Annotated in this window: 15 protein-coding genes; 8 read left to right on the top strand and 7 right to left on the bottom strand. The window is 49.7% G+C overall.

What is annotated here, in order from left to right:
• Nucleotides 1-5: 5 nt before the first annotated feature.
• Complete coding sequence (locus tag JUF10_RS11545; RefSeq protein ID WP_203642442.1) at nucleotides 6-146, top strand: hypothetical protein; 141 nt, start codon at nucleotides 6-8, stop codon at nucleotides 144-146.
• Between the two features lie 263 nt (nucleotides 147-409).
• Here the strand turns inward: JUF10_RS11545 and JUF10_RS11540 are convergent, their stop codons facing one another.
• The 3 genes from JUF10_RS11540 to JUF10_RS11530 form a co-directional block, all read right to left on the bottom strand.
• Entirely contained in the window at nucleotides 410-1,261 is an 852-nt protein-coding gene (locus JUF10_RS11540) for an SAM-dependent methyltransferase (RefSeq protein WP_203642440.1), read from the bottom strand.
• Between the two features lie 70 nt (nucleotides 1,262-1,331).
• Entirely contained in the window at nucleotides 1,332-1,754 is a 423-nt protein-coding gene (locus JUF10_RS11535) for a helix-turn-helix domain-containing protein (protein WP_048734070.1), read from the bottom strand.
• A gap of 588 nt (nucleotides 1,755-2,342) precedes the next feature.
• A complete protein-coding gene (locus JUF10_RS11530; RefSeq protein WP_203642438.1) occupies nucleotides 2,343-4,154 on the bottom strand; it encodes a M3 family oligoendopeptidase in 1,812 nt (603 codons plus the stop codon).
• A 190-nt stretch (nucleotides 4,155-4,344) separates the two neighbouring features.
• Here JUF10_RS11530 and JUF10_RS11525 point away from each other — a divergent pair, with 190 nt between their 5' ends.
• The 4 genes from JUF10_RS11525 to JUF10_RS11510 all read left to right on the top strand — a co-directional run bounded on the left by JUF10_RS11525 (nucleotide 4,345) and on the right by JUF10_RS11510 (nucleotide 9,161).
• On the top strand, nucleotides 4,345-5,289 hold the full coding sequence (locus JUF10_RS11525) for an alpha/beta hydrolase (RefSeq protein WP_203642436.1): 945 nt from the start codon (nucleotides 4,345-4,347) through the stop codon (nucleotides 5,287-5,289).
• Between the two features lie 520 nt (nucleotides 5,290-5,809).
• Nucleotides 5,810-6,502, top strand: a complete 693-nt coding sequence (locus JUF10_RS11520) for a YoaK family protein (protein ID WP_203642434.1) — start codon at nucleotides 5,810-5,812, stop codon at nucleotides 6,500-6,502.
• A gap of 182 nt (nucleotides 6,503-6,684) precedes the next feature.
• Nucleotides 6,685-8,316, top strand: coding sequence for a ribonuclease Y (gene rny / locus JUF10_RS11515; RefSeq protein ID WP_203642432.1), 1,632 nt, complete (start codon nucleotides 6,685-6,687; stop codon nucleotides 8,314-8,316).
• Between the two features lie 275 nt (nucleotides 8,317-8,591).
• On the top strand, nucleotides 8,592-9,161 hold the full coding sequence (locus JUF10_RS11510; RefSeq protein WP_203642424.1) for a hypothetical protein: 570 nt from the start codon (nucleotides 8,592-8,594) through the stop codon (nucleotides 9,159-9,161).
• 486 nt (nucleotides 9,162-9,647) lie between these two features.
• Here the strand turns inward: JUF10_RS11510 and JUF10_RS11505 are convergent, their stop codons facing one another.
• Entirely contained in the window at nucleotides 9,648-11,219 is a 1,572-nt protein-coding gene (locus tag JUF10_RS11505; protein ID WP_203642422.1) for a bifunctional metallophosphatase/5'-nucleotidase, read from the bottom strand.
• Between the two features lie 789 nt (nucleotides 11,220-12,008).
• Complete coding sequence (locus JUF10_RS11500) at nucleotides 12,009-14,084, bottom strand: cation:proton antiporter (protein ID WP_203642420.1); 2,076 nt, start codon at nucleotides 14,082-14,084, stop codon at nucleotides 12,009-12,011.
• A gap of 546 nt (nucleotides 14,085-14,630) precedes the next feature.
• Here JUF10_RS11500 and spx point away from each other — a divergent pair.
• Together spx and JUF10_RS11490 are read left to right on the top strand one after the other, a co-directional pair.
• Nucleotides 14,631-15,029: a transcriptional regulator Spx gene (gene spx, locus JUF10_RS11495; protein WP_048734088.1), complete on the top strand. Its 399-nt coding sequence runs from the start codon at nucleotides 14,631-14,633 to the stop codon at nucleotides 15,027-15,029.
• A gap of 981 nt (nucleotides 15,030-16,010) precedes the next feature.
• Entirely contained in the window at nucleotides 16,011-16,520 is a 510-nt protein-coding gene (locus tag JUF10_RS11490; RefSeq protein WP_203642418.1) for a helix-turn-helix domain-containing protein, read from the top strand.
• A gap of 1,443 nt (nucleotides 16,521-17,963) precedes the next feature.
• On the opposite strand, the gene JUF10_RS11485 is transcribed toward JUF10_RS11490, so the two are convergent.
• Together JUF10_RS11485 and JUF10_RS11480 are read right to left on the bottom strand one after the other, a co-directional pair.
• A complete protein-coding gene (locus JUF10_RS11485) occupies nucleotides 17,964-18,251 on the bottom strand; it encodes a hypothetical protein (protein WP_203642416.1) in 288 nt (95 codons plus the stop codon).
• Nucleotides 18,252-18,432: 181 nt separating this feature from the next.
• Nucleotides 18,433-19,362 carry an oxidoreductase gene (locus tag JUF10_RS11480; protein WP_203642414.1) on the bottom strand — a complete coding sequence of 310 codons (930 nt, stop codon included), beginning with the start codon at nucleotides 19,360-19,362 and terminating at the stop codon, nucleotides 18,433-18,435.
• Between the two features lie 194 nt (nucleotides 19,363-19,556).
• Between JUF10_RS11480 and JUF10_RS11475 the strand changes: the two genes are divergently transcribed.
• The gene (locus tag JUF10_RS11475) at nucleotides 19,557-21,542 is read left to right on the top strand and encodes a S9 family peptidase (RefSeq protein WP_203642412.1); all 1,986 of its coding nucleotides are present in this window, start codon (nucleotides 19,557-19,559) and stop codon (nucleotides 21,540-21,542) included.
• Nucleotides 21,543-21,606 lie beyond the last annotated feature (64 nt).

Raw genomic sequence — 21,606 nt, 5'->3', positions numbered from 1 at the left:
GCCTATTGAAAAAGATTACGGAAATTGATAGTCGTCGGCTGACGGCGGAGCAAGCGTTTGCTGCAAAAATGATGCGGGTGGCAGAGGATGCTCGTCAGGGAAAGAAGTATTCTTGGGATGAGGTCAAACGTGAGTTGAAAGCATAACGGCTAAAATTAATTTGACAACTTATCAAAAAATACCGACCAGCCACATATCCGGCTAGTCGGTATTTTTGTCTCTATTCATCGTGATGGGCCTGGTAACTCGCGAACGCTGCGTAACCTAATGCCGCGACCAGCAAGATGCTCAGACCGTAAAACAGAACATTGCTCAGAATCATGGTCGATTCCTCCCCATCTCTTGATATGCCTCTAATAGCATATCAAAAGGGGAATTTGAGGTAAACCGTTCCAAGCAAATTGTAATCTTACTTCACTAAGTAAGCGTGGTCCTTTACCAAATCAAACGGGGTGAAGTGGCGGTTCAACTGGCGTGTCGCCGCATTTTCGACCAATTCGGCGTGTGACCAGAAGGCTGCTGAATCCGTTGCGCCGTCTTTTTCGCCAATGACCACGAAGTCCACGTCCGTCTTGGACTCGCGAATCGCTTGCAACAACTCCCAATCCACGGGCAAGCCGTCCGGTGACCACGACATGACGACCACGCCGATTTTATCTTGGTATTTCTGGAAGGCTTCCACGGCCCCCAGTGGTTCAATCGTCGTCAATGCGTGCCGGCCGGTTTCGTTTTCTGCCGTCCAGGTCTGACTATCCGTGGCGTACACGGTTTTGTGCGCGTCCCGCAGGCCTTTTGAAATGTAGCCGTTACCCGCCATGACTTCCAGCACGGCGCGGTCATCTACGAATTTCGCCAAATCGGCCACAAATGGTGCAGACGTGTAGGCCCACATGCCGTAGTGGTTTTCCAGATAATCCCGGAAGGAGCGCAAGTCGTGGTCCAACTGGGGCAGCGCATCGGTCAGCTCATTCCACAACTGGTCGCCCTTAGCGTCACCGGTCGGGTACTGACTCGCTAGCTTCTGGAAAATTTGGTCCTGAATGTCATCCGGTAGTTGCAGGAGGGGCAACTGTTGCGGCAAATCGCCAGCCGCCAACATTTTATCGGCTAACAGGATATTGCTGATTAAAATTTTAGCCGCTGGGAAGTCATTAAATTGTTTATAATAGGCCGCCATCCGGTCCATGTAAGCCGTCTTACGTTGGCTCATGGGGAGGTGACGGACTTTTTTCTTAAGCTTTTTCAGTTTTTTTGGATTCACGGGAAAGGTCCTTTCAAAATAAAATTAAAAGCCGGCCGATTAGCGTTTCCGCTGACCAGCCGACTCGCGGTTAATGGTTATCGTCTAAATGGAGATCCAATTCTTCCTGCTGGTTTGGTTCGGCGCTGGTATAGCGATTTTCCTTGCCATGCAGGTAGCCATCGATCAACTGGTAAATTTCGTAGCGATCGCGGCCACTCAACAGCTCACGGTTGAAGCTGAGTTGCTTGCCAGAGAGGAAGAGGCGGCCTAAGTCGTACTCGTCGCGTTCCGCCTTACCGGTTAAGTAGTCCATGGTCACATCGAAATATTCGGCTAACTTGCGCACCTCAAGAAATGACGGTGTCCGGATACCCCGTTCCCAGTTGCCAATTTGTGACGCTGTGTTGGGGTGGTCATCCGGCCCCACGGAATGTTCGTTTAAGCCAGTTGCCAATTGTTCTAGTGTAATGTGTTGGCCGCGTCGCAAGGCCCGAAGTCGTTCAGAAAACATACCAATCACCCTTTTCGTCCCATATTATTATCTTCATTATACCACTCTACGTTACTTTTAAATGAAAGATAACTGGCATGTCGCCTGCGGCTGCCAGGACTGCGCCTGCTATGGGGAACGCCTCCAGCCAGAGTGCGGGCTTCCGGCTCGCCTCAAAGCCACGAAAACCGCGTGTCTCCGAGGTCGTCCCACGCTGTAAGTCGGGAAAATACCCCGACAAACACCGTCGACACAGCTGGCTTCGTCCTGACCTCCTCCGGCTAGGGTTGTGGCTAATGTGGAATGAGTGCATGCCAATATCATTGAGTTTTCAGCCGATGGTATGTGACTTATCAGTCATAACAGAAAGTTGATAAAGACCTAATCATCCGTGACCATAGGACAACTACGTAAGCCGAGAGGTCGGCAGATATGGGCTCAGGCGCGTCGTTCTACTTAGTCGGCGTTTTTTAGCCGACTTACGTAGAAGACCAACCTTGAAGACTCGCGGTTTTCGAGGCTTCAAGTTGTGTCCGCACCGTTCCAGCCCATATCTGCCGGCCGGTAAGGCGATGACATTACTAGGTTGCCTGTATTCAGACTAACCCTTTATTTCTTAACCAACGGATCGGTTAACCGCATGAACTCGGCGACATCGTGTTTGATGAGTTTGACACCGGCCAACCAGAAATCGGGTTGGGTCAGGTCAACGCCCAAGTGCTTTTGGGCTAATTCTTCGGTCGACATGTTGGCCGTGTCCCGCAGCAGGGCGATGTAGGCGTCCTCGAAGTTGCCCTCCTGTTGGGCCTTGGCGTAGATGCCCAGACTGAACAGGTAGCCGAAGACGTACGGGAAGTTGTAGAAGGCCGGTTCGTCAATGTAGAAATGGAGCTTGCTAGCCCACAGGTGTGGCGAGTAGGTCGACAGGTCGTGACCGAACGCTTCCTTCTGCGCGTTGAGCATCAGCTCGTTGAGTTCGGCTGGTGTGACCAACTTTTGTTGGCGCAACTGGTAGAAGCGAGTTTCAAATAGGAACCGGGCCCGGATATTCAAGAACATCGCCAGGGGGTTATCCATTTTAGCATTTAACAAGGTGATCTTTTCCGCGTCGTTTTTCGCCGCCTTGACGTTGGCATCGGCCACGATGAGTTCACCGAATGTCGAGGCCGTTTCCGCCACGTTCATGGCGTACCCTTGCCGCAACAGGGGCAGGTCGCCCATCACGCTGGAGTGAAAGGCGTGACCCAGTTCGTGAGCCAGTGTTGACACGTCGTTCGGTGAGCCCGTAAAGGTCATGAAGATTCGCGATTCGTTGGTTTCTGGCGCACTTTCCATCCAGCCACCGGGTGCCTTGCCCGCGCGGTCCTCGGCTTCGATCCAACGGTGTTCGAAGGCGTGCTTGGCCAGCGCCGCCATCTTCGGTGAGAATTCGCCGTAATGTTTGATAATAAATTCTGCGGCTTCATCGAACGTAAAGTGGTGGAGGTGACTCCCTGGCAGGTTCAGCGGCGCTTCCACGTCCTGCCAGCCTGCGTGCTTCTTGCCCAACAGCGCCGCCTTGCGGTCCAGGTAGTCGAGCAAGAACTGCTTGTTGTCATCGACCACTTGCCAAATCGTCGCTAAGGTTTTCGCACTTAACCGGTTGTCCTTTAAAGGTTCGCGCAGAAAATCAGTCGTCCCATGAGCGGCATACTCGGTCAACCGGAATCCGGCCAAATGGTTCAACGTGTCGGCGAAGAGCTGTTCCTTATCCGCCCACGCCTGTTCCCATGCTGGCAAGAGGTCAGCGCGGTACTGTGGGTCGGCGTTTCCCAGCAAGTTGTTGTCGGCTTGCCCCGCGGACAGGGTGACCGGGTGACCATCGGCGTCCTTGAATGGCACGCTGACGGTGGCAACCAAGGAATCGTAGTGGGAGCTCCAGGCAGCCTTGCCGTCCATGTTGAGCCGGTTGATCAGCGCCTCCGTCTTGTCGTCGAGTAATTCCTTACCGGCGTCGCGCATTTCTTTTAAATTAAACGCGATCGGCTGGAGTTCTGGCCGCGCCAGCATTGCCTTGAAGTTGGCGTCTGATACCTGAACCAACACCTTTTTCAGTTTGCCACTGACGTTTTCGGCCTGCGTTTCCAAGTCGAGCAGTTGGGCTTCCTTGGGCGCCACGTCGGGGTTCTTGATGTCAGCGTCACCTACGGCCATGATGAAAATGCCCGCCTGACCTAATCCGGCCTCAATGGCCTGTAATTGGTCGATGAGTTTCACAAATTGTTGGTACTCTGGTGCGTCACTGGCGGCGTCCCAGCGGTCCAGGAGGTCACCCAGCGTGGCGATGGCACTCTTGATCTGAGCGAGTTTCGTTTTGAGTTGCGATGAGGTAATGCCCCCCGCAAATAAAGAATCGAGGTCCCAATTTAAAGAATATTTCACAGAAATTGCCTCCTAGGTAACTATTTTTTCTGGACAGGATTGCGGTTAATCCAGAGCTGACTTGGCTTGCAAGCCGCGCCACCGTAATTGGGTACATTATAGCAAACTTCGTAACGATTGCGCTGGCCTAAAGAACTCCGTATACTTACCAATAAGAGAGATTTGAGAGACGATTAGGGGGAAAAGTAAGATGAAAAAGCGTTTGAAATGGTGGCTGATCAGCCTCGGCATCGTGATCCTTTTAGTGGCGGGTGGCCTCGTGGGCGCGAGTCTGTACTTCTACAACATGACGGTGGCGAGCGGCAAAAAGAGCTTCGTTGCCACGGACACCCGGCTGAAAAAGGCCGACCCGATGTACACGCAGAAGAAATGGTACCGTGACGTTGCCAAGCAACACTGGACGGAAAAGGCGGCCGGCGCCAATTTGAAATTAGTCGCGGACTACATTCCCGCGGATCAAAGCAGTAAGAAGACGGTCGTGCTGGTCCACGGCTTCGGTTCTGACAAGGAAGCCATGGGCGGGTACGTCGCCATGTTCCACGACCTCGGCTACAACACGCTGATCCCGGACACCCGCGGTCAGGGCCAGAGCCAAGGCAAGGTCATCAGTTACGGCCACTATGAGAGCCGGGATTATTTGAAATGGGTCGACCAGGTCATCGCCAAACAGGGACAGGATTCCCAAGTCGTCCTGTTCGGGGTGTCCATGGGGGGCGCCACGACCATGATGACCAGCGGCTTGAAGACGCCGAGCCAGCTGAAGGCCTACATTGAGGACTGCGGTTACACCAACGCCGACGCCGAAATCGCCTACCAGGCCAAGCAGATGTACAACCTGCCTTACTGGCCGCTGGTACCACTGACGAGCCTGACGACCAAACTGAAGGCCGGCTTCTACTTCAAGGACGCCAACGCCACGGCTGCGGTCAAGAAGAACCACAAGCCAATGCTGTTCATCCACGGTGGCGCGGACAAATTCGTCCCAACCAAGATGGTCTACGATGTCTACCGCGCGGATGCCGGGCCTAAGGAATTGCTCATCGTTCCCGGTGCCAAGCACGCCGCAGCTCTGTCACACAATCCCAAGCTCTACGAAAAGACAGTTAAGGCTTACTTAGCGAAATACATTAAGTAGGATTATGACTGGCAACTCTAGCGGTCCTGGCGCCTTACCGGCCGGCAGATATGGGCTGGAACGGTGCGGGCACAACTTGAAGCCTCGAAAAAGCCGAGTCTTCAAGCTTGGCCTTCTGCTAAGCAGAACGACGCGCCTGAGCCCATATCTGCCGACCTCTCGGCTTGGGTGGGGGTTGTTAAATTTGTTGGATAGCTTTAATAACAGCAATTGTTAGTCGTTAAAGCTATCCTGCGATATGACTAATGGATAACTGTCGTTGATAACTTGTAATTGAAGTATGCAACCTGATTTTCGGCTATCTTAGTCGAAGGCCAGCGGGCACAGAACCCTGTGTCGGTGTTCTTAGACTGGGCGAATTTCCCAGCCTTAGAACACGGGCCGAGCTTGGAGACTCGTTTTTTGAGGCTCCAAGTCGCCCTGAAGACTTGTGGTTTTCAAGGCTTCAGGTCTGCCCCACAGGGTGGCGTGCCCGCTGGCCGAAGACGGACCCAGAGAGCCAAAAGGAGAGAGTGAGCAGATGGAACCAGTGACGGAACGACAATTTCGACCCATGACCGAAACGATTCTGACGCTGGGGGCGACCCTAGTCATGGGGATGATCGACGCCGATACGTTCCTGAATCACGGCGCGGTCTTCGTGAGCGCCCAGACAGGAAACCTCGTTGTTTTCGTGGTCAAACTGGTCGAACACGGCTGGGGCGACGCGTGGGTCAACGTCCCCGTCTGGATCGGTTATTTCCTAGGCTGTTTTGGCGCGCAGGGACTGAGCGAACACATTAGCCAAGACAATCGTCGGCGGCAAATGCGCTGGTTACTGCTCCTGGACATTCTTGCCTACGCAATCTTAGCCAGTCTGCAGACGAATTTGCCGACCATCTGGCTGGTCTTTTTCCTCGGCGTTGTGGCCGGGTACGAGCTGACGATTTTTCGCCAGGTCGGCGGGATCGGCATCAACAATGGCATCATGAGTGGCAATACCAAGAATCTCGCGACCGATACCTACCGTGCTTGGGTCGATGGTGATCGAGCGGCCCGGGCACGGCAAGGAAAATTAGCGCTCGTCTTGATTACCTTCATTCTGGGCTGTGCCATGGGGGCCCGATTGGCCATTTTAACGGCGCTCGGGGTCCTGTGGATCGCCACTGGCTTAAAATTAATTCTCCTCTGCTGGCTATTTCTGCCGGTCGCGATGGAAAAACCGCGCGGATGATTGGTTGGGTTGTGGCCGTAAATAGCGTATAATTAACTAGAATCGGGTGTAGACTAGACCGCCATTTTGAAACAGGTGGCGTAAAGTCACCGGTAGCGCCATTTCACGTTACCTTTCACCCGAAATTACCTATTAACGGAACCCACGATGATCGTGGGAGTGAAATTAAGGAGCTTAGCAAATTGTTAATCACAGGACTAATTATCGGTCTTTTGGTGATTGGGCTAGTGCTCGGCTATCTGGTGCGGCAACACAAGCACCGTCAAGAACTCATGGCGGTTCAGGCCCAGGCGCGAGACATCATTGCTCAAGCAACCGAAAAGGCGAAAAAGCAGGTCACCAAGTTGCAGGCGGATAGTCGCCGCGACACGCTGGCTTATCAGCAATCAGTAAAAGACGAATTGACCGAGCAACAGAGCGACATTACGGTACGGGAACAACGGCGGCAGCAGCGTGAACAGTTGCTGGGACAGATGGCCGTTCGGTTGGACGACCAGACCGCAATGTTGGACGAACGCAGTCAGGCCAACCGCGACCAGCGCCAGGCCATCCATTTACTACACGACCAAGCCACCACGTTGCGGGAAGACCGCGAAAAGACGTTGGCAGACCGTGCGGAATTGGATACCAAGGGTGCCCAAGACACGGTGTTACAACATACCGAACTGGAACTCAAGCGTGACCGCGACGTGGAAATCAAGGCGTTGAACGATAACGCCGTTGCCAGCGCCGAACGCTGGGCCAAGGATGTCGTCTTGTCGGCAACCGAAAGTGGGCCACAAGACCTGCCAAAGGAACACATGGAACATACGGTGGTCGTGCCCAACGGTGAGGTTCGCAGTAAAATTATTGGTCGTGATGGTCAACACATCCGTTTGCTGGAAACGTTGACCGGGACGGACCTGATTTTTGTGCCGGACGACAACTCGACGCTATTTATCAGCACGCATGACCCGATTCGCCGCGAAGTGGCCCGGGTCGCGTTGACCAACTTGATCGCCAGTCGCCGCATTTCCGCCAACCAAATCGAAACGCAGGTGGAAAATGCGCAGCGTGATGTCAACCACAGCCTGTGGGAGACCGGAGAACAGACCGTTAGCCTGCTACACGTGGGCTGGATGCACCCCGACCTGATGAAGCTGATTGGGCGCCTCAAGTACCGGACCAGTTACGGTCAAAATGTGCTCTTGCACTCGATCGAAGTGGCGCAGTTGACCGGAGCCATGGCCGCTAGACTGGGATACAACACCCGTTTAGCACGGCGGGCCGGCTTGCTTCATGATATTGGGAAGGCCATCGACCACGAAGTCGAAGGCACCCACGTGGAAATCGGGACGGAATTTGCGCAGAAGTACGGTGAAGACGAGGTCGTCATCAACGCGATTGCGGCCCACCATGGCGACGTTGAGAAGACGTCCCCATTGTCCGACCTAGTCGCGGCGGCCGATGCCGTCTCCGGTGCGCGTCCAGGTGCCCGGAGCGAGTCCGTTGAAGATTACATCAACCGACTGCGGGCGTTGGAACAGATTGCCAACGAACAAACCGGGGTCTCCGAAAGCTATGCGATTCAAGCAGGTCGTGAACTGCGGATCGTCGTCAAGCCACAAGAACTTGACGACAAGGCGGCGGCTAACTTGACCAAGGAAGTCGCCAAGCAGATCGAAGACAAGCTGACGTATCCTGGGAAGATCAAGGTCACCACGATTCGTCAACTCGCCGCCGTTGAATACATCGGCGATGAAAAAAAGAAGAAAAAGAAGCGTAAGAAAAAAGCCGCTAACGAGAGTGGTAGGCTCTTTGTCAACGGGTGTTGATGTGGAGATTTGGGAGGTTCAATTCACTTTAGAATTGGGCCTCTTTTTTTGTCCTTAATTTTACGATGGCGGCTACCCATAATTAGCTCATTGTTTGTACCCCCTTTGTCATGTGAAGCTAAAAGTTAAGAGGAACGCGGTAGTTTACGTGGCAATGATGTAAACGGTTGCGTTCTTTTTTATAGGAGTGCTCCTAAGATATATTGATAGTGCTATCGATAGCGTACTTAAAAAGCTGAATTTTTTAGTTTATATCAGAGGAGAATAAACAAGTTATGATAAGTCCAACATGGAAAGAAAAAAAGTCTACAATTTGGTTTAGAAGTGGTATCTTATTGGCTAGTACTTTAATGATTGGAGGTACGATTGCCACTTCAGCTAGTAGCGTCAATGCAAGCGCTGATACGGTTCAAAAGGCACCAGATAATAGTATTTCTAGTGAGGATTTGGGGACGTTAGAAAATTTAGATCCTAATGAATTAGCCTATCAAATCGCAATAGCCTTGCAACAAGAAGGAATTAATCTTGAAGAACTTCATGATAATCATGAGATTAGTACCCGTGGGATTAAAAGCAAAGCTGCTAAAGTGGCCGCAAAGGCAGCAATTGCGGCTTTAAAAAAGATGGGGAGAAAAGCTTGGAATAAAGCTATTTCATCGGTACCGCTTATCAAAGGCTTTTTGAAAAAATATTTAAGTTACGAGTCGGTGATGAAGACTTTGAATATTGTGTCAGACTTTGAAGGCAATATTGATAATGCCATGGCAAAACAGTTTCAAAAGCAAGGTATGCCTAAATCGATAGCTGGTATAGCAGCTAGAGCAATCACAACGATTTTATTATGAGAAAAATAATTGGAAAACAGATACTTTTATCTGCTGTTTTAGGAATGACATTAGCGGTCACCGCTGTATTTGTTATTAATCCTATGGTTGATTGGGGAACTCGTGCAAGTGGTTATAGTGAGTATCGATTACTGCTAACGATAACGATACTGTTTGGAATTGGTACCCTTACCATATACCTCTTGAATAAGATTTATAAATATAGCAAAAGCGTTGATTCGAAGTGGCTACTGTGGATAATATGTTTACTGTTTACCTGCGTTGTTACTGTTGCAGGTGGGTACATTTTAACCATGATAGTTAATCTTGTCTTTTAGTAATCGCCTACACCCATGTTTTAGTGAACATAGTGCATATTCTGAAAAGTAACGCCAAAACTTCCTATCATCAGGACACTTTTTGAAGAAGAATGAAAAAACGGTTATCCTTTCAATCTCGCTAATAATAGCAGGGTAGAAAGGATAACCGTTTTTCAATTGTTCCAGATTAATCTTGTGGGTCATTGACCACGGTAAAGTTATCGTTGGTGGTCGCATCTATCGTCGGATGGTCTTGCAGATAGTCCGCGATAATTTCACTCATCGCACCCTGACTCTCCGCAATGATCTTGTCGGCACCGTACATGGCGTAGTGGCCGCCACCGACCGCACGGTATTGGTTCAGCGCGATTCGCAGTGGCTGTTCTGGCGTGACGGGCTCACCGTGATACGTCAGGCTTTCGACCCGATGACCCATGGGTTTCGCCACGTTCAAGCGGTAGTCGACACCTTCGTACATGTCGTAGTTGTACTGCCGCCGCTTAGGGTGAACGAACGCTGGATTGACGGCAATTTCGCCATCTTTCACGGTGAAGTACCGGGCACTGACTTCCAGCGCCGCCTTCAGGTCAGCCCCGGTGATATTCAGGAGGGATAGGCCGTTGGGGTAGACATAGTTGGTCATGATATTCCGCATGGTGATGGGATTTTCAAATCCACGGGCTTCGTCGTTAAACAGGGCCGTTGCGGAAATGTCGGCCCCCATCGTTGCCATTTGGACCTTTTGAATAAATTCGATATATGGCGTCTCGTGAATCCGTGCGGCAAAGGGATCGGTGAAGGTCATGTCACCCTTGATATGGCCCAGCGGTTGATCGAGCCAATGGCCGACTTCGTTGTTGAGGTCGGTGGCGGCGGTCAGGACTTTTTGGTCTAGGGGTGCTTCTTCGGCGCTGACCAGTTCGGAATGGTGCTTGGTTACGTGGACTTTACCAGCAGCATCGCGGTCGAGGTCCAGCGTGATCTTGCCCACGGCTTGTCCCCGGAAACCGGGTTGGGTCGTGGGGATGTCAAAGACATCGGTGGCCAATTGGCGGTGTTGATGGCCGGTGACCAAAGCATCGATGCCTGGAATGGCCTCTAGGATGTGGTAGGCTTCGTTTTCGCCCACGTGAATGTCATTAGGTTGACCGGTGACCAGATCGCGTTCAAAGCCACCGTGATAGCACACAACGACAACGTCAGCGAGTTCTCTGATGATGGGGACGTATTTCTTGGCGGCGATGAAGGCCGATTCGAATTGCAGGCCACTGATGTTGGTGGCCTTTTCCCATTTATAGACTGCTTGGGTGGTCAGTCCCAGAACGCCAATCTTAATGCCGTCCTTTTCGATGATCTTGTAGGGCTGACCGTATTCGGGTTTGCCGTTAGCGTCCAAAATATTTGCGCACAGGATCGTTCGTTTGGCGTCACGAATGGCAGCCTGCAGGTATTCCTGACCATAATTAAATTCATGGTTCCCCAGGATACCGCAGTCATAATTAACTTGATTATAGATGTTCATGAGTGGTTGTGGATTGCGGTCAGGCTTGACTCGCGCCACATAGTAGGCCAGTGGGGAGCCCTCTAAAAAATCACCATTCTCAATGGTCACCACGGGACCCTGAGCGTTGGCTTGTTCGCGGGCAATCACCGTGGCAGCGCGCGCCAGGCCAAATCCCTGGTGGCTTCCCTTTTTCACATAGTTCGTGGGGAAGACGTACCCGTGGGTATCGCTCGTCGATAAAATTGTCAGCTTCATAACAGTCACCCTCCAATTCGCGAAAAGACGCCAAATCTTTAACGTGTTAAAGAAATTATAAGCTAGTTTGCGATGAGTGTAAATTTCTGGTGGCAAAAATCATTCAATTATGAGATGTTTTCTAACTTAACGAGCAGAAATCGACCAATTTAGGGGGTTATTTTGCCTTAGATATAAGCTGAACACACTTTGAAGTCACGAAAGTACTGAGTTTTCCGGTTGCGTTTTCTACTCGGCTAGTGAGAAAACAGGACAAACTGAATAAAATCCCGTGCCTAACTTCATATTCCGCAAACTGTTGCTTAAATAGAGAGGTAGTTGTGATAATCGCACGCTGACTAACTCCTGTTGCCCGGCAATAATTGTCGCGTGAACGCACAATCTAAGCCGGAGGATGCCAGGGATGTAGCCAGCCGTGGAAATCATGGTAGCTTGCAGCTACCATGATGGGCGACTTTTAAGACGCATGGTTTTGCGGCTTAAAAGCGAGCGAGAAGCCTGATGCTTTTTCAGGCTGAAGCGTCCCCACAGCGGGCGGAATCCCTGGCAGCCGCAGTGCGTCAAATTTTGCAAGAGCGACAAAAAACGACGACCAGACCGGAATTGTCTGCGTCGCCGCTTTTTGTGAACGTATATTACGTTTGGAGTAGTGGGTCGACCGCCGTAGCTAGCCGCCCGTTATTTTTACTTTTGGAGGAGTAAAATTGTAACTTATTCGTAGTTAATTCGTAAGTTATGCGACAACTATAACAGTTAATTGTGAAGAAAATGTGACGCTTCGTGGAGAAACTAATCAGTCGGCGCAATTTCTTGCATGTAAAGCATTTGGTCAGTGGAAATTTGTTGGTAGAGTTCGTCTGCAAGCTCCGGTGAAAGCTTACGGGCGTTGCGTTGCTCGCGGACGTAAGTGTACTCAAATTGGAAGGCTTGGATGAACAATTCGTTTTGTTGGCTATCGTCTTGATTGATGTCAACGCGACGGTGACGGGCGTTGTAATAGTTCCGCACGGTGTTGACCTCGGTTTGGTTGTCGACGCTAGCAATTTTCGTGAGAAAGTCGATAACGTTGTTGTAGACACCGGCTTCGATCTTGTAGAAGTTTTCGCGTCGTTGCTGGTCGATCCGTTGATTACGCAGTGGTCGGCGGTTTCCTTGCTTCTTTTGTAGCGCAATGCGCCGTTCCTGTGCCGCTTCTTGTTCTGCGGAGTGGGGGCGTTGCTGGAGCTGTTGCCGTTGTTGAGCGATTCGTTTGTCACGGCGGCGATTGTGCACGATGGCGTGCGCGACCCGGTGCCAAACGAAGCGGGCCCACAGCGTAAGATTGACGAACGGATTGTTACTGCTCATCTGGGATTTGACCACCAGCACGCGGACGTAGCGTGCGGCGAAGCTTTGGGGAACCGTGCCATCGTCAGCGAATGCCTGAACCGTTTCGACTTCGACCTGCGTGGCCTGGTTTAAAATGGCCTGCATTTTCTTTTTGTCCGGGCGTTGGTCCGTAGCCTGACTGTTGAGAATTTCAATTACGGATTGTGTTGCGGCGGAATCGGCGGTACTTTCTTGGGCTAAACGGTCAGTCGCGTAGGCCACGAGTGCCTTGCGTTCCTTGAGCGCCGTTGCGGGATCCACGGGCAGTTCCTTATTTGGCAACACGAATGGCAGCACGATGGTCGGCACCAGAAGACTCAGAATGATGACGACCGCGGCGATAAAGATCATCGTATTACGGAAAGGGAAGACGGCACCGTTAAACGTCAGTGGCAAGGAAAAAGCCATGGCTAGCGTGATGGTTCCGTGCACACCGGACAAAGCCCCAACTAGCGCATTTTTCCGCCGGTTGTTTTTTTCGGAATGAATCAGGGCCCAGTCGAAACGAATCCAGAGATAGCGGAGGGCGAGCATGACCAGATAGAGGGTCACGGCCAGCAACAAATAGGTCGGTAGCGACTTGGTGTGGTCCTGTTGAATATTTACCCAGACGGTCGGCAGGGAGACCCCTAACAGGACGAAAACGAACCCGTTGAGGACGCTGGTGATGATGCTCCAAGTCGACCGTGAAACCAGCTGTAACTGTGTGCTGGAGAGTCGCAACTGGTTGTTAGACGCACTGTAGACCAGACCGGCGGCGACCACCGCAAGAATTCCGGATAGTTCGGCGTGTTCTGCGGCCAAGTAGATGAGAAAGGGCACCAGCACGTCGTAGGGCACGATGACGCTAGCGGAGTCCTTCCCACTTTGAACCAGATAAACACGGGCCCAAACGGCGATGACCCCAAGAACCAGGCCAATCAGGAGGCCGCCGAGAAAGACGACTAGGAAGTGCTTGATCCCACCGCCAACGGAGAATTTGCCGGTCGTAAATGCGGTCAAGGCAAGACTGAAGGCCACCAAACCGGAAGCGTCGTTGAAGAGCGATTCCCGTTCCAACATGCCCATGACGCGTTCGGGGACCGCCATGTTGGTGGTGATCGACGACACGGCCACGGCATCGGTCGGCGTGACGATGGCGGCGAGGGCGAAGGCCAAGGCCAACGGGATGCTGGCAATCATGGCGTGGCTCACGTAGCCCATCAAGATGACCGTCAGAATGGCTAGGACGACCGCCATGGAGAGCACCGACCCGACGTTACGGCGGAGTTCCTTGCCATCGGCATTGCGGCCATCGTAGAACATGAGCGGGGCAATGATCAGCAGCATGAACACTTCGGGCTCAAGGACGAAGTGGTGGTAGAGCGGCACCAAGGATAGAATGGCCCCGGCAAAAATTTGGTAGAAAGCCTGCGGAATTAGCGGAAAATACGGATAGATCGTATTGGCGACGATGGTCGCGAGCACTAGTAGCAGGACGGCATAGAAGACGTTCACGGAAAATTCCTCCCAGTGGAAATAACTTTGTGCTCTCATTCTACAACTAATGATGACAGAAAGGGGAAACGAATATCTTTACATAGCAGAAACGCCGGTTTAGCCACATCGGCTAGTTTGGAGTGTTAAATTTAGATTGAAATTTCGATTAAAAGTGAATATAAATTCCGTATCAATGAATATTAATACATTATCGTGAAAAAGACACACGTGGCGGATTTAATGGATAATCAAAATGACTTATCAGGGGATAATTTGCCAACTGCAATCACATTGTGACAAAACTAACGCCGATAATTCCGCCATTTTTAATTAATATCACAAATTCGATTGGGTCAAAGGTAATGGTTGGGGACAACAACCAACTCACTAAAAAATGTTGCCTGTAATTTAGAAAGTTTCCAAAAAAGGTTGATTATTCATTCAGTTGTGGTAACATATAAGTTGGTTCTACTAGATGATTCAGTGAATTATTTGGTAGCAACCAAGCTAAGTCAATTGTTTTTTCTATCGTTACTCAATCCAACGATAAGGAAGTGCTGAGATATGATCAATTTATACATTGCGCCAAGTAGCGCATCCAGTCGGAAGGCCCGTGCATGGCTGAAGGGACACGATATTGCGTTCAGAGAACGGAACATCAAGTCCAAGCCATTGAACGCAGCCGAAATTAAGCAGATTCTTCGCTTAACTGAAAACGGCAGTGAAGACATCATTTCGACCCGGTCGAATGTTTTCAAGCAACTACACGTTGACCTAGACACGCTCTCGGTTAGCCAGTTGGTTGATTTGGTTGTAAAGTACCCCGATTTAATCAAGCGCCCCATCATTTTTGATGACAAGCGGCTTGAAGTGGGCTACAACGAAGAAGAAATTCGGCGGTTCTTGCCTCGCGATGTGCGGACGGCGGAATTACACCATTTGGAATCACAACTAAGCTCATAGACTAGATCGATCAGTTCTCGGGGGAGTGCTGATCGGTTTTTTATTTTGCCTTGAATTGAACAACAGGAATAGAAAGGGAACGACGCGATTGAAGTGCCCCACAATTATTAGACAGATAAGTCTAACGATTGTGGGGCTTTTCTTATGACGACATCATAGTAGCTAATTCAAAGCTAAAGTCTGCGATGAATATCCTTAATTGGTTAACTGTTGTTTTACTTGTATCATCATTCTATGATACATTAGAAAGCTTGATATGATAGGGAATGTAACTAGGGGAAACGATGGGTGTCTTTGCAAATGTGCTGTTTTCTTATATGCTATGGGTGGTGCCACTGGTTTTGCGCTTCGTATTGGATTGAAAGGTGCTTATTTAATACAGTTTGTAAAGGATTTGCTAAGGGCCGTGTATTCCAATTTAAAGGTGGTAAGTATAAGTCATGGTCATATCAATAAAAAGAATACTTCTAGTTTTGGTTAGTATCTTAATAGGCATTTTTGCGGCAATGAACTTTGAGTATACGTTAAGAACGAGAATTATTTTGGCCGTTGCGTTTTCAATTGCAAACGTGTTTTCGTCATTGTATACGTTAGCGCATTGGAATGAATTGCGTGAGGACCGTTATAGTCAGTTTCAATACTTTATCATGTTTGTCGTGATGGAGGCCGCTTTGTGGGTGTTTACGGCCGTTGTTCCTAGCGGTTTAACTGGAATAAATTCATGGGTTTGGCTTGGTGCCATTAACATATGTTTTTTTGCTGTTTTGATGATTATTGCAATCTCGTTTGAAAGATTTTGGAGAAAGCACTAGATAGAGTTAGATGGGGAGGCTGCGATATAACTAGTCCCTGTAGGAAGGACCTGGGACCAATTTTTTCGCCAATAATATTTTTTTAGTATAGTATTAGATTTGACAATATAATTTATATTCGTCAAAAAATTTTCTTACATAGGAGGAATATCTAATCGCAGATTTTAGCTTGCAACTAAAGAGTGCTCGTATTGCACAAGGATTTTCACAAAACGAAGTGGCCACAATTCTACACGTCACCCGCCAATCCATTTCAAAATGGGAAAATGGTCGAGGCTATCCAGACCTGGATAATCTAATTCAGCTCAGCGATATTTATAAAATGTCAATTGATAAATTACTAAAGGAAAACTCAGAACTAAAAGAACAAATTGACGTCAACAACGAGCAAATTGCTGAGAAAAAGGGACAGTTAAAAAAGATTGACACGTCTCCTTATCAAAATACTGACGAAGGAATCATTTTGATTTTACTGGCAATGGTTTCAGTGCTTCTCCCGCCAGTCGGAATCTTTTTACCCATGTATGTCATGTGGCGAAACACCAGATATAATAGTCTACATAAGACCATCATTTTAGTCTCACTACTAGTCATTGTTTTCAGTCTAATTAGTTGCTACGTCGTTATTGAAGACAAATGGATTACACCATCAAAAACCGTTGTCTACCAAATTAAGTAAGCCTAAGTCTCGCAACTTTTACTAACCCTTGCAGAAAACCTACTACTTAAGTTATAGGCAATATCACTCTATTGACAGAACCTTATACTACATAGTATTTCAACAATTTTATGACATGTTTTTAATATCCGAAATTATATCATCAGAGATAGCACCTTTGTATTTTTTAAACAAGATATCGCTGATCATATAGTACCGTTACTGTCACAACCGCAACTATCCCTTTACATTTACCCACGTAAACAGCCCGGTTCTTTTTCTCTCAATTAATATCGTTTAGTATTAACCTTGTTCCAAAAGAAAAGGAAGGAAACACACAATTCATCCCGCGATTAAAAGCGCAGGCTTTCTGCTTGGTTTTTAGTAAAAGAGGTCTAAACAAATATGAGACAATTTTATAGTCATTACAAAAAGTAAATAGATAGTTACTTTAGTACCGTACAAAGTTACACCTATTTCCTAGTCTTTCTCATATTTATCATCAAAGGAATAATAGATTTGTTTCAAAAAGGCCATTACTACTTACTCAAGTACCTTCAAACAGCAGCAACGTCCTTTCTCAGTGGGTTAGCATTTTTCGGAATAATCCTAGCAATCGAATGCTTGTACGAAAGACACAAACGCAAAAAGCACCAAAAGTAATGCTTACCAACATGGATCAGAGTGGAAAGGTTGGGTTAAAGTTCGCACTCAAGAAGGCTGGCTTTAACAATTACTGGGCAGGTGTCACAGCAAAGGCCATCTCTTTCATATTCTTCTAAAAGGACATAGGGATAATGAAAAAATTGTACAATCGATATCAATTACAATTTACCAATTATTTTGAAAGTATAGAGTTACTAATAATAGTCATCCTCATAGTAACTTTTGGCATAAAAGGCCCAATAGATCTATTCACCAAGGGTCATTATTACTTAATTAATTATATACGCATCTCAATAATATCAATTATTGGTGTTGCTCTATCATTCATAGATGTTCTCATCGTTGATTGTATAAATGCAAAACGTAAGGCCAAAAAAGACAAGATGAAACGATAATGGTTTCGTTTTTAATGAATATAGAATGAATCAAAGATACTGAAGAAGTCAATAATTTTCAAATTTCGAAAATCGGTTTCCAAAATATGTGCAAACAATAAGAAATTTGAAAAGTATCTCCATATTTTTTGTTGTTTGAGTAGGGGACTATATGGAAAAGATTGTTCGGATTATATGTCTATGTATAGTGTTTGGATTATTTTCATCCCTAGTGTTTAGTTTCGTAACGGATTTCAAAGTGATGCTATTGGTAACGCTCGCCCTATGGGGTACAAGCTATATCAAAAAACACTTCTTGGGTAAGTAGTTAACGATGAAAAAAATAGGTGAATGAAAACCGGTATCGTGGCAGTTTTCGCTACGGTACCGGTTTTTTCATCTCGTCATAAATTACAAAAGCCCACTAAGCGTGTTGTTGCTTCTGATAGTTGTTGGCCATATTTTGGTAGCCAAGTTGTTCCAGCGTCTCCACCACGGTCGCTTCGATTGTGCCAGTCGCAACGATGTCAAAGCCTGCGAGCTGGGCAACAATCAGGCTTTCAACACGGTGGACGACTGTGGGGTCGTTGGTGAGCGCCGTTAACGCCGCGTGAATCTTACGCGAGTTAAACGGAGCGTGCTCCCCAGCTAAGTTTTCCACGGTTAGTCCGCCGGGATGCATCGTGGTCTGTGATCTTCTTAAAACGTCCATCGTCTCTAGCCCTCCAAGCCTTTTGGAACGTAAATCTAATTAATTTCTACGTTCAGTCAAAATGAGTATAAGTCTATGTTACGATGAACGGGCGGAAATTACAACTAGATATTGGGGAGTAAAAGACACTTTTTCTACATATAGTAGTAAAACCACAGAGCGTGGTGCAACGGATTTTCCGTTAGATACCCAACAGGCTTTCCTTAGCGTGGATCTGCTGAGCGAGGTTAGCATTGATGGGGGCAGGAACGTTAAGTTGGGCACCTAATTTCGCCACGTAACCGTTCAGAAAATCCACTTCGGTTGGCCGGCGCTTGGCCATATCCTGATGCATCGACGGATAGTGACCGCCGTTGGTCGTTGGGTCGAATTGTGCGGCGATGAGCTCGGTCACGGCCTGCGCATCGAAACTAATTTTAGCGGCATCGGCGACGGCTTGAAATTCATCGAGCACGGCATCGTTGAGCGTCCGCCAGTTAGGCAAGGCGCCGAACTCACCGATATTGCAGTCAAACAGGGTGCAGTAGGTGTTCAAGACACTATTGAGGCCGGCCTTTTTCCAGATAGCGGCCAACACGTCTTCGGCCACGCTAGCGTTGAGACCCGCGTCATTAAAGGTGTTCAGCACAGCTGGCAAGTCCGGGAACTCGTCTGGCACGATGGCCTGAAGTGAAATACTGCCGGTCCCCGTGACCGTAATATGGCCGGGGCCGGTGAGACTGGAGGACCAGATGGTGGTTCCCGCCACGACGCGGTTCTTCGGCACGTGTTTTTCAATCGTTTCGATGTTGCCGATACCGTTGGCGAGGGTCAACACGACTGGCTGATTGCTCAAGACGTCGCCCAGTTCCGTCAGCATGTGGTCCATCTGCATGGCCTTGGTGAAGAGAATGATGAGGTCAAAGTGGTCGGTCACGTCCTGTGGGGCCGCGGCGGTCATGGCCGTCACGTGATCGGTGCCATCGTCGGTGGTGACGATGAGGCCGGTCGTATTGATGGCCGCCACGTGGTCGGTCCAGTTATCGATCAAGGTCACGTCGTTGCCGGCATTCTGTAACTTCACGCCAAAGCGACACCCCATGGCGCCAGCACCCGCAATTGCAATTTTCATAGCAAAATCACTCCTTATCTTATAGTTGTGTTTAGTCTACCATGCTTTGTTCGCCCCTGGCTGGCGGAGGACGAGCAATCGAACTAATTTTGGGGCAAACTCAGCTTGGGAATTGACATCGGTTGGCGACTAGGCTAACATGAAAAACAATCAAATGAGAATATAATGAGAAATTAAGCTGAGGAGCGATGTGTATGCCACAAAGTGTCAGTGCCCAGGATCTTTTTAAATTAAAATCAGTGTCGCAACCGTTAGCAGCAGGTCAATCGTATGTCTTCGTTGAAAATAGTGTGGATCAGGCCAGCAATGGTTATCGCGCGCAACTCAATCGCGTTGACGACGCCGGCCATCAACAGGTCGTTGCGGTCAATGGCAAGTTAAACGTCCAACCCGCCGTGGTGGGGGACCAAGTCTTCTTTGCGGCCAATGTTGGCGATGCCAAGGCGCAGCTCTTTCAAGTGCCCATCACCGGTGGCGAGCCCCAGTTAGTGACGACCACCACGCCAGCCGAAGCCGTTAACACGGTGTTGGCGACGGCCGATGGCACCAGTGTCTTCTTCAAGACGACCGAAACGGCCGAACAGCCCAAGTTGCCGAGTCCGCAAGCCTTTCCGCAGACGCGTCACGTGGAGCGCCTGATCAACAAGGCGGACGGCTATGGCTGGTTACCGCTGGACGTGACGTACCGATTACGGCGCTTCGTGCCAGCAACCGGCGTGGTTGAGGAGTTGTTCCAACAGGCCAATGATTTTAGTTTAACGTCCGTGAGCGCTGACGGTCGGTTCGTGGCCATCTTACAGGATGACCATCCGGGAAATGACCGTGACTTTGCGCATGGTGTCTACTGCGTCGACGTGGCGACCGGGGATGTCGTTGATTTGACGGCGACGCTACCCGCTGGTCGCTTCAGTGACGCCAGCTTTTCTCCAGACGGTCTTCAGCTCGCCTTAGTCGGTAACGATGGTGAATTCGGTGAGCAGACGGTATCTAACCTATACGTGGTCAACCGCGAGACCGGCGAGCTGTCGAATTTGACGCCGGACCTGCAGGCGGACTTGGTCCCGGACTTTGCCGGGGACTTCGTGCAGCAGCCAGAGGGTAAATTAGCCCGGTGGTTGGATGCCGACCACATCGTGTTTGCCGCGGCTTTCCATGCCCACAGCCAGTTGTACGTGGCCGGGGATGACGGCGTGAAATTGGTCGACAATACGGCCCGCCAGATTGTTGATTTTGATGTGGTTGACGCGGAACACGTGATCCTCGCCGTTTCCTATCAGGATAAGCCGAGTGAGCTGGTGAAGTTAGACCTGGTGAGTGGCCAAGAAAGGGTCATCTATGACCCGAACGCCGCATACGAGGGCACGCATGAGTTCGCCCACCCACAGCATTTCGAGTACCAAGCCGCCGATGGCCAACCGTTAGAAGGCTGGTATTTACCGGCGCAAACGCAGGCGGCAACGCAACCGGTTCTCCTGTATGTTCACGGTGGCCCGCACGCCAACTACGGTGAGACCTTCTTCTATGAATTTCAAGTCCACGCCAGTCGTGGGTTTGGCGTCGTCTTCTTCAATCCGCGCGGGTCGACCAGTTATGGTCAGGCGTATGAAAATGACGTGAACGGTCATTACGGCGAGAACGACTACCACGATGTGATGAGCGGGCTCGACGCGGCATTAGAGACCTATCCGGCCCTGGACCCTAAGCGCCAATACATCGCCGGCGGGTCGTACGGTGGGTTCATGACGCTCTGGACGATTGGGCATACGCACCGCTTCGCCGCGGCCGTGTCACAACGGTCGGTGACCAACTGGATCAGTTTGTTTGGGACCAGCGACATCGGCTTTTACTTTAATCCGGTCGAACTGGGCACGGACCTCTTCGACAAGGGGGGCGTGGCCTCATATTGGAAACAGTCGCCAATTGCCTACGCGCAAAACGTGACGACGCCGGTCCGCTTGCTGCATGGCGAGTGGGATATGCGTTGCCCCATCAGTCAGTCCGAGGAATACTTCACGGCGGTCAAACGCAACGGGGTCGACGCCGACTTTATTCGTTACCCGCAGAGTTTTCATGGCGTGTCCCGCAATGGGTTGCCAAGCCTGCGGATTCAACGGCTCGATGACATGACGGAATGGTTTACGGCGCATCCATCTGTGCAGCCAGAAAAGGATGAAAATTAAGTTCAATTGTAAAACGACCACCCCTTGATCTTGTGGTGGTCGTTTTTTGGTGCTAAAGCTGATA

Source organism: Levilactobacillus andaensis, assembly GCF_016861695.1.
GTDB classification, from domain to species: domain Bacteria; phylum Bacillota; class Bacilli; order Lactobacillales; family Lactobacillaceae; genus Levilactobacillus; species Levilactobacillus andaensis.
The sequence above is the reverse complement of the archived record's forward strand: the minus strand, read 5'-3'. Positions and strand labels throughout refer to the sequence as shown.

Excerpts from the sequence above, each read along its gene's own strand:
- JUF10_RS11535 (WP_048734070.1), bottom strand. The coding sequence starts at position 1,754 with ATGTTTTCTGAACGACTTCGGGCCTTGCGACGCGGCCAACACATTACA.
- JUF10_RS11505 (WP_203642422.1), bottom strand. The coding sequence starts at position 11,219 with ATGAAGCTGACAATTTTATCGACGAGCGATACCCACGGGTACGTCTTC.
- JUF10_RS11520 (WP_203642434.1), top strand. The coding sequence starts at position 5,810 with ATGGAACCAGTGACGGAACGACAATTTCGACCCATGACCGAAACGATT.
- JUF10_RS11480 (WP_203642414.1), bottom strand. The coding sequence starts at position 19,362 with ATGAAAATTGCAATTGCGGGTGCTGGCGCCATGGGGTGTCGCTTTGGC.
- JUF10_RS11510 (WP_203642424.1), top strand. The coding sequence starts at position 8,592 with ATGATAAGTCCAACATGGAAAGAAAAAAAGTCTACAATTTGGTTTAGA.
- spx (WP_048734088.1), top strand. The coding sequence starts at position 14,631 with ATGATCAATTTATACATTGCGCCAAGTAGCGCATCCAGTCGGAAGGCC.
- JUF10_RS11485 (WP_203642416.1), bottom strand. The coding sequence starts at position 18,251 with ATGGACGTTTTAAGAAGATCACAGACCACGATGCATCCCGGCGGACTA.
- JUF10_RS11525 (WP_203642436.1), top strand. The coding sequence starts at position 4,345 with ATGAAAAAGCGTTTGAAATGGTGGCTGATCAGCCTCGGCATCGTGATC.
- JUF10_RS11475 (WP_203642412.1), top strand. The coding sequence starts at position 19,557 with ATGCCACAAAGTGTCAGTGCCCAGGATCTTTTTAAATTAAAATCAGTG.